Raw genomic sequence first — 8,876 nt, forward strand, 5'->3', positions numbered from 1 at the left:
TGCAACCCATACGGCGGCTGAGGGAAAAAGCGGATGGCCCCAAGAGAGAGCCCGAAGCCAAGAACAAGCCCGCTTGCTTGCAGGCCGGCCTACTTGGGATGGCCCTCTGGGCAGGGATGTCACCACCGCTAACGGTGACACTGCTGATATTTTGCTGTCTATTGTATCAATTCGTAAACATCTCGCCCGTTTTTCCTCAGGTCTCCTCCCCGTCTTCGCCGCAGGGATCCCGGGTGGGGGTGTACGCCCAGTTGGCTCGTGCTGTGGAGCGCCAGGACTGGCTTCAGGCCCTGCAGCTGGTGGATCTCTTACGAGAGCACACGGAAGATCCCGCCCAGCGTCAGGATCTGGAAGACTATCGGCTGGAGCTGGAAAAATATCGTTCTGCTTATGGGGATCCGCCGCCGCCCCAGTGGCCGTTTTTGCACAAGCCCTTTGTTGGAGAATTTCCCGTCACCAACCTCTTCGACCATGACTTGCCTTTGGGGGAGAGGGATGGCAACGGACGGTTTGTGAGTGGGCAAGGCCAGGTTTGGATCCCTGGCCCGCTGCACCCGTGTGGCAAAAGCGATGGCCATGCCGGTTATGACTGGGAGATGCCGGTGGGCACCCCGATCCTGGCCGCTGCCGCCGGTCGGGTCACCTTGGCCCGCGAGGAGCCGGAGTTTTTTTGCCCCAGCTTGGGCCGGCTGGTCAGGGGGTTGCGGGTGCGCCTTTTGCACGAGCCAGAATTCTCCGATGGGGAGAGAGCAGACAGAAGAACCCTTCCCCGCTGGGAAACCCTCTACGCCCACCTCAGCCAAGTTGGGGTGCAGGAGGGGCAAGTGGTGGCCCCAGGAGAAATCATCGGCCTATCGGGAGATAGCGGCTGTGCCAGCGGGCCCCATCTCCATTTCGAGGTACGTCGCTTCGACAACACCAACTCGGGCCAACCAGCTGCCGTCGATCCCTACGGGTGGTTTGGGTCTGGCCTGGATCCCTGGAGTATTCACCCCCTTGGGGCCGAAAGCCTGTTCCTTTGGCAGGTGGGACAAGCCCCCAGTTTGGGAGCTTGCTGGCAAGGGCAGCGATAGCCGAGACGGACATCCGCTCCGCGCGAGACCTCGCTGACAAAGATGGATATTGACAGGCAGATTCACAACAGTCACAACAGATGATGGATTTATAGATCTCGACGGACAAAGCCATCCCCCTCCCATTGGTAGAGGGTAGCCCTCAAGTCACGGCTGGCACCGGGCGGGCTTGAGATGACCAGGATCCCTTGCGGGCTGACCCGCAGGCTGGCATTGCTCAGATCCGTCACGCTCAGCAGTGGCACAAGTCCCTCAGGCCGGTGTTCCAAGACCAAGACAGAGCGCAGCAGGCTGATGCCCCCTCGCTCGGTGAGGAGCACCAACTTGGGCTGTGGGCTGGAGGTAATGTCCGTGCGCAGGTGAGCCTCCACCAACCGTCCTGGGATCGGCTCAGCTGTGTGGAGTAGACGAAAGCTATACCCCCCCTGGTGCTCGAAGCTGAGAACGCGCACCACCGGCTCCACGGTGGGCTGCCGCTGAATCTGAAACACGGCCACCACATCCTGGCGAGATGGGGAAGTTAGGCTGGCCGGGAACAGGCGTAGGTTTTCGCCACGATTGCCGCGAATGAAATCCCACCAGATGGATTGATTGAATAAAGCCACGACCCCACCTCGAGCAGCGCCGCCCTCAGAAGGAACTGGCAGCAGCGGAAGCACGGGCTGGGGATAGGCAGGAACAGCAGCAACCGGTAGAGTGGTAGCCAAGGCCACTCCCCAGGCTATTCGACCACAGGAACACAACAGCTTCCGCATATTTCCTCACTCCTCGCCCCTAAAATTCTAAGAGACAGCAAGGCTCCTCCAGTAAACCAAGGGATCCCTTTGTGTTGAACTCAACGTGGAGCTCACCTTAGATCTCCCCTAGATGGCCATAGACGGTTCCAGTGGACTACCGAATTCTCGCAAAAGGCCCCAAGATTCGCCTGTAACCGCCAAAGTCGGCTTGGAACGACGCCCCGCCAATTTGAAAGGGATCCCCCAGGAGCAAGGGGCAGCCCCCCCCGACGGAGGGCTCTATTTTTCGGCAGCCAAAAACAATTGGGCCCGCCAAAAGCAGGCAATGGACTTGCTGTCCAAATCCATTCCCAAACGGGCCATTTCTGTAAGCTCAGAAGCAGAAAACTCCACTACGGTAATATCTTCATCCTCATCCTTATCGGGAGGGGAATCCAGCACTTCCAGCTCCCGCGCCAAATAGGCATACATAATCTCGCTGGAATAGCCGGGGCACAAATAAAATTGGCCAAGGGGATCCCAGCGATGGGCACGCAGGCCCGTTTCTTCTTCCAGCTCGCGGCGAATGGTGTCGTCGGGATGCTCCCCTGGCTCGACTGTGCCTGCCGGGAATTCGTAAAGATAGGAGGCGACCGCAAAGCGATATTGACGAATGCAGACGAACTTGCCTGCTGCAGTTACAGGCACGGCCACCACCCCCCCGGGATGGATGAGGTACTCCCGCTCCCCCTCTTTGCCGTTGGGAAAACGCAAACGCTGGCTGACGAAGGTGTATTTGTGGCCTTGATAGCGCAGGCGCTCACGAATCACCTGAGATGGGTTTTGCATGGCAAGGGATCCCGAGAGTAGAGCCGCTCTCAGCTTAATGGTTTTCGGCGCTATTGCAACCGGGCAATCCAGAGGGATCCACACGCCCTTGGGATCCCGTGTCTGGGGTAGAGTCAGGAAAAGCACAAAAGTTGCAGGCCATGATTTACCCTCCCTTGAAGGAGTTTCTTGCCCTCACCAAGCAGGGCAACTTTATCCCGGTGTACCAGGAATGGGTGGCGGATTTGGAAACGCCGGTTTCTGCCTGGTATCGGGTCTGTGCCGGCCAGCCCTACAACTTTCTCCTGGAGTCGGTGGAGGGGGGGGAGCAGGTAGCCCGCTACAGCTTCCTGGGCTGCGATCCCCTGTGGGTTTTGGAAATACGGGGAGATCAAGCCCTACAGCGCTACCGCGATGGCCGACAGGAGCACCACCAAGGGGATCCCTTCGCAATTTTGGCCCGCTGTTTGCAGCCTTATGAGCCGGTGCATTTGTCGGAACTGCCCAGCAGCATTGGCGGGCTATTTGGCTACTGGGGCTACGAGCTGATTCGCTGGATTGAGCCCAAGGTGCCCATCCACCCCCTGCAGCCGGGGGATCCCCCTGATGCCGTTTTGATGCAGGTGGACAGCATTTTGCTCTTTGACCAGGTAAAGCGCAAGATCTGGGTGGTGGCCTTCGCCGACACCCGTCACCACGCTGCCGAGGAAGCCTATGCCCAAGCCTGCCGGCGGGTGGAAAAGCTGATGCAGCAGCTCAGCGCTCCTCTTTCCCTGGCCCATCTGCACCTCAACTGGAAGCCCCACCTGTCGGAAAGGACTCCGTCCCGCTGGCGCGAACAAATCCCCCCCAGCACCCTGAGCCGCCCGGCCTACTGCCAAGCGGTGGAACGGGCTAAGGACTACATCCGCGCCGGAGATATCTTCCAGGTGGTGCTCTCGCAGCGGTTTACCATCTCCCTTGCCGGGGATCCCTTTTGCCTCTACCGCTCGTTGCGGCTGATTAACCCTTCCCCTTATATGGCGTTTTTGCAGTTTGGGAATCTCTGCCTCATCGGCTCCAGCCCAGAGGTGATGGTCAAACTCAGCCGGGTGGGAGAAGACCGCATCGCCACCGTGCGCCCCATTGCCGGCACCCGCCCCCGTGGCACCACCCCTCAGGAAGACCGGCAGCTGGAGCAAGAGCTGTTGGCAGATCCGAAAGAACGGGCCGAACATGTGATGCTGGTGGATCTGGCCCGCAATGACCTGGGACGGGTCTGCCAACTGGGATCTGTGCAGGTGGACGACCTGATGCAGATCGAGCGCTACAGCCATGTGATGCACATCGTCAGCAACGTGGTGGGGCGGCTGGATCCCCAGTACAGCGCCTGGGATCTGCTGCGGGCCACCTTCCCTGCCGGCACTGTTACCGGCGCCCCCAAAATCCGCGCCATGCAGATTATTCATGAGCTGGAAGGATGCCGCCGCGGGCCCTATGCCGGCGCCTATGGCTACTACGACTTTTCCGGCCAACTGAACACCGCCATCACCATCCGCACTCTGCTGGTTCATCAGGGCCAGGTGAGCTTGCAGGCCGGGGCAGGTATTGTAGCCGACTCGGATCCGGAGCGGGAATATCAAGAATGTCTGAACAAAGCGCGGGGCATGTTAATGGCTGTGGCCAGTTTGCAGGAGACATAGCCCATGTTGGCCCAGTTGCGCTTCAGCCCTGCGGTTCGCGTCAGCGGGACGGAGTCCTTACAGGAGCTCCAGCAGCCGGATCCAGAGACCGTAGAGCAGGCTTTTGAACTGTTTTCCACAGAGGGCTATCTGGTGTTGCCGGAGATCTTTCCCCCCGAGCTCATCGACAAGTTGCACAGCAGCTTTCTGGCCACCTACAGCCGCTACTGCACCCACGAGCACCACGCCGATGCCCTGTTAGTGGGCAATAGACGGGTGATGGTAACGGTTCGCCTGGAGGGCCCCTTCAACGATCCCCTCATCTATGCCCATCCTCTGATCTTGCCCATCCTGAAGCGGATTTTGGGGCCGGAGTTGATCTTGAGCGGGCTGGGGGCGGTGGTCTCTCTGCCGGGATCCGCCGATCAACAAGTTCACCGGGATCTGTCTCATCTGTTTGGCGACGAGACCTTGGATGCGATCATTCCTTGCTATGCCCTGAATTTGCTTATTCCTCTGGTGGAGGTCAACGAAGAGAACGGCATGACCCGTCTCTGGCCCGGCAGCCATGCGGTCTTCGATGCCCACTATACCGAGCTGGCCCAGCAGATGCCCTTTGTCGATCCACCCTTGGCCAAGGGATCCTGCCTCCTGTTTGACTACCGCCTGATTCACCTGGGTCGGGCCAATCGCTCGCCCGCTCCCCGTCCCCTTCTCTACAACACCTACAGCCGCGCTTGGTTTCGGGATCCTGTCAACTACACTCGGCAACCTCCCCTGGTGATCCCGGCCCAAGAGAAAGAGCGGATCCCAGCCGAGCATCAGCGCCTATTCGTGACGGCACAGATTGTGTAGACGGCCCGGAACTGCGAGCTGACCGAAAACTCGGCGGCTCAGGCCCCGGCATTTATGCCTAGGGATAAGCTACCGTCTCCTGATAGGATGTGAGTATCGCTCCACCCATTTATAGAAAGGTGCAGTGCTGAAGGTGAAGTAGAAGTATCTGGGGTGTTTCCACATCCCAGTAGCTGGTGCGTTCGCCTTGGCGGCGCGAAGCGCTTTGGCGTCCCCCACGGTGCTGCGGTATAAGCCACATGCTCGGTGTAGCTCAGTCAGCTAGAAATCGCAGGAGCCCCGCACTGTACCCGTAGGGTCAGTGTCGGGAGGAATGCGGAAGTTATGATAGAACCATGACCCAAGTCCTGACGGTCTCCTGCAAGCTCAAGGTGTCCCAGTCGCAAGCCGCCAAATTGGACGCGACAATGGATGCCTTTGTGCAGGCGTTGAACTGGGTCAACCAAAACACACCAGAAAAAGTAGTCAACGCAGTCAAACTCCAATCCCTTTGCTACTACGAGATTCGAGCCCGGTTCGGCTTGTCCAGTAACTTGGCTCAACAGGTGTGCAGACGGGTGGCAGGCGCTCGCAAAGTGGCGAGACAGCGCAACCGTCCGGTTAAAGAGTTCAAGCGTAGGTTCGTTACCTACGACGCACGTATCTTTTCATTCCGCGAGAAAGACTGGACGGTGTCACTGACCACGGTTGAAGGGAGAGAACGCTTTGAGCTAGCCATTGGTAACTACCAGAGGGGAATGCTGGCTGGCTCTAACCCCAAATCGGCCACCCTAGTCCAGCGGAAGGACGGCTCCTACTCCATCCAGATTTGTGTCGAGGCAGAGCCCCCCAAGCAACAGAACACCGACAAGGTGATTGGTGTTGACCTGGGACGGCGAGACATTGCACATACCTCCGAAGGAGACAACTGGAATGGACAGCAGCTGAACAAAGTCCGAGACCACTACTCCCGGTTGAGGGCGGTACTTCAACGCAAAGCCAGTAAGGGCACACGCAGTTCGCGGCGCAGATGCAGAGAACTGCTGCAACGGCTGTCTGGCAAGGAGAGGCGCTTTCAAACGTGGGTCAATCATCGCATCTCCAAAGCTATTGTCTCTAGGGCAAAGACCACAAACAGCGCTATTGCCCTGGAAGACTTGACAGGGATTCGGGAAAGAGTCAATCAACAGCCACGCAGCAAAGCTGAGCGGCGCAGAACCAATAACTGGGCGTTCTACCAGCTTAGGATGTTTGTGGTCTACAAGGCTGCCATCGCCGGAGTACCTGTAGTACTGGTTCCGCCTGCCTACACGTCGCAGACCTGCCACCGGTGTTTGCACATTCATCCCGACCCTGCGCAATCCTATCGCAGTGGGAAGCAGTTCAAGTGTGGGCACTGTGGATGGGAAGGGGATGCGGACTGGAATGGGGCCAACATGATTGCCAAACTTGGGGCTGCCGTAAACCAGCCTAGAGGTCCGTGGTTGGCTTGCCAACTGCAGGGCTGCCGAAAGCCCGCCCTGTACTGCGAAGCAGTCAGGGTCGGGTAGTTTACCTAGACCGCCGAGAAGCGACGCCCTCTATGTATCAGCATGAGGGTCAGGATGAAAGGCGGAAACCCTTGCTATGGTAAACACAGAGCGGTGGGGCATCCCGTTCTTAAAGCTCAGGAAATGTCCTTAACAGGAGTCACTGTTCGCGTCAGCGGGACGGAGTCCTTGAAGCTCGTACTCTTTCGCTTTAGCGGCGCGGAGCGCTTTGCATCAGCATGAGTGCAGGAGTATGTCACGATGTCTCAGAATGGGGGTGGTTATCCCCGTTATTGCAGTTTGATTGCGCATCCCACCATGAGCGAAAAGATCCCTCAAGATCCCTCCTCGCCGGAAATGGCGGCTGAGATGGCCTTTGCTGCAGAGCCCAGCATAGCAGAAGGAGCTGCTTCAGAAGAAGCCGCCCCAGACTCGGATCCCGGCAAGGGATCCCCTGGCACCGGCGGGTCGAATGCGCAGCGTGTCCGTCAACTGCTGGGCATGAAAGGAGCAGAGGTGGAGTCTCGCTCCATTTGGCAGTTGCACTTGCAACTGATGAAGCCTGTCACCTGGATCCCTTTGGTGTGGGGTCTGATTCCAGGAGCGGCTTCCTCGGGTCACTTCACCTGGACTTGGGAGAATGTGGCCCTCATTTTGGTGGGCATGATTCTGGCGGGCCCCCTGATGACGGGCTATACCCAAACGGTGAACGAATACTACGACCGCGAGATCGACGCCATCAACGAGCCCTACCGCCCGATCCCTTCGGGGGCCATCTCTCTGCAGCGGGTGGTTATCCAGATCTGGGTGCTGCTGATCTTGGGGTTGGGCTTGGCCTACGCTCTGGACTGGTACACGGGCCATGACTTCCCGGTGATCACCTGCATTGCCTTGGCGGGAGCCCTGATTGCCTACATTTACTCGGCGCCCCCCCTGAAGCTCAAGCGCAACGGCTGGCTGGGCAACTATGCCCTTGGTGCCAGCTACATCGCCCTGCCCTGGTGGACAGGCCACGCCTTGTTCGGCGAGCTAAACTGGACGGTCTGCATCCTGACGCTGATCTACAGCTTGGCCGGGCTGGGGATTGCCGTGGTCAACGATTTCAAAAGCATCGAAGGGGACAGGCAGTTTGGCTTGGCCTCTTTGCCGGTGATGTTTGGGGCGATGGGGGCCGCTTGGATCTCGGTGCTGATGATCGACCTGTTCCAGTTCGGCATGGCCTCGTTTTTGCTGGGGGCGGGCCTAAAACGTTACGCGGCCCTTTTGGTGCTGCTGATCATCCCGCAAATAACCTTCCAAGATATGTACCTGCTGCGGGATCCTTTGAACAACGATGTGAAATACCAAGCCAGCGCGCAGCCCTTTTTGGTGTTGGGCATGTTGGTGGTCGGGCTGGCGTTGGGCCGCTCGGGGCTGTGGTAGTCGAGCCGACGGCAAAGTGCCCATCTTGGCAACAGAGGTGACGGCTTCCGCCCTGGGTTCGGCCCGACATCTGGGCCAAGATCAAGATCAAGTCAAGATCAAGATCAAGTTAAGTTGAGCCAGGGATCCATCCCCTGCAAGGATCGTTGGCGGATCCCTGGAAGCTGTTATGGTCCTGGGCCAAAGGAGATATCCAATGAAGCTGTTGTTTCCCCTCCAACTCGGCCTAAGCCTGGCTTTGCTCTTGGGCCCGCTGGCCGTCTCTCCCGCCCAAGCGCAGCGGATCGTCATCGACGGGCGAGGGATCGTGGTAGAACCCAGCACAGGTGGCTCGGTGATCCTCAATCCCGACCAGCCGGTCTTTTCTCCAATCTTGCCCTCTGCAGTTCCTTTTTCCATCGATGAAGAAGGCAAGATCGTCTCTGCCCCTGGCTACCGCTGCAGTGCGGCTACTGCTGCCGACAACTCCCCCATCATCTGTCGCTCCCGGTTCAACCGCAACGACGTGGTAGTGTATAAGCGGGACGGCCAATCCAACACCTTCTTCGTAAATGCTGACAACACAGTGATCCGGCCCTCCGGCAGTGGGCTGCGGATTGTGCCCAACCCTGAACCGGCGACTCCCTCGGGTAGCGGCCTGCGCATCATCCTAGACTGAGGGCAGGGATCCCTTCATCTCTTGTCGAGTTGTGAGCGCAGCATCTGCTCTGCCTCCGCAGGCTGGAGAGCATGACTCTAGTCAATAATAAGCTCAACTATACTGAAAATAATGTATAATATGTTCAGTACGGATTACTACCAGTTGATCTTTCT

8 protein-coding genes are annotated in these 8,876 nt (G+C 58.4%); 6 read left to right on the forward strand and 2 right to left on the reverse strand.

What is annotated here, in order from left to right:
• The first annotated feature begins 161 nt into the window (after positions 1–161).
• On the forward strand, positions 162–1,073 hold the full coding sequence (locus ACVWXF_RS10400) for a M23 family metallopeptidase (RefSeq protein ID WP_457474341.1): 912 nt from the start codon (positions 162–164) through the stop codon (positions 1,071–1,073).
• Positions 1,074–1,162: 89 nt separating this feature from the next.
• Here the strand turns inward: ACVWXF_RS10400 and ACVWXF_RS10405 are convergent, their stop codons facing one another.
• Both ACVWXF_RS10405 and ACVWXF_RS10410 read right to left on the reverse strand, forming a co-directional pair.
• The gene (locus ACVWXF_RS10405) at positions 1,163–1,678 is read right to left on the reverse strand and encodes a hypothetical protein (RefSeq protein WP_457474342.1); all 516 of its coding nucleotides are present in this window, start codon (positions 1,676–1,678) and stop codon (positions 1,163–1,165) included.
• A 411-nt stretch (positions 1,679–2,089) separates the two neighbouring features.
• Entirely contained in the window at positions 2,090–2,638 is a 549-nt protein-coding gene (locus tag ACVWXF_RS10410) for an NUDIX hydrolase (RefSeq protein ID WP_011432186.1), read from the reverse strand.
• Positions 2,639–2,778: 140 nt separating this feature from the next.
• On the opposite strand from ACVWXF_RS10410, the gene trpE reads away from it, so the two are divergent.
• The 5 genes from trpE to ACVWXF_RS10435 all read left to right on the forward strand — a co-directional run bounded on the left by trpE (position 2,779) and on the right by ACVWXF_RS10435 (position 8,721).
• Entirely contained in the window at positions 2,779–4,299 is a 1,521-nt protein-coding gene (trpE, locus tag ACVWXF_RS10415; RefSeq protein WP_457474343.1) for an anthranilate synthase component I, read from the forward strand.
• 3 nt (positions 4,300–4,302) lie between these two features.
• Positions 4,303–5,133: a phytanoyl-CoA dioxygenase family protein gene (locus tag ACVWXF_RS10420; protein WP_457474344.1), complete on the forward strand. Its 831-nt coding sequence runs from the start codon at positions 4,303–4,305 to the stop codon at positions 5,131–5,133.
• Positions 5,134–5,468: 335 nt separating this feature from the next.
• Positions 5,469–6,662, forward strand: a complete 1,194-nt coding sequence (locus ACVWXF_RS10425; RefSeq protein ID WP_457474345.1) for an RNA-guided endonuclease InsQ/TnpB family protein — start codon at positions 5,469–5,471, stop codon at positions 6,660–6,662.
• 297 nt (positions 6,663–6,959) lie between these two features.
• Complete coding sequence (chlG, locus tag ACVWXF_RS10430; RefSeq protein ID WP_457474346.1) at positions 6,960–8,063, forward strand: chlorophyll synthase ChlG; 1,104 nt, start codon at positions 6,960–6,962, stop codon at positions 8,061–8,063.
• A 196-nt stretch (positions 8,064–8,259) separates the two neighbouring features.
• A complete protein-coding gene (locus ACVWXF_RS10435; protein ID WP_457474347.1) occupies positions 8,260–8,721 on the forward strand; it encodes a hypothetical protein in 462 nt (153 codons plus the stop codon).
• The last annotated feature ends 155 nt before the right edge of the window (positions 8,722–8,876 follow it).

It is taken from the genome of Thermostichus sp. MS-CIW-40, assembly GCF_054058315.1.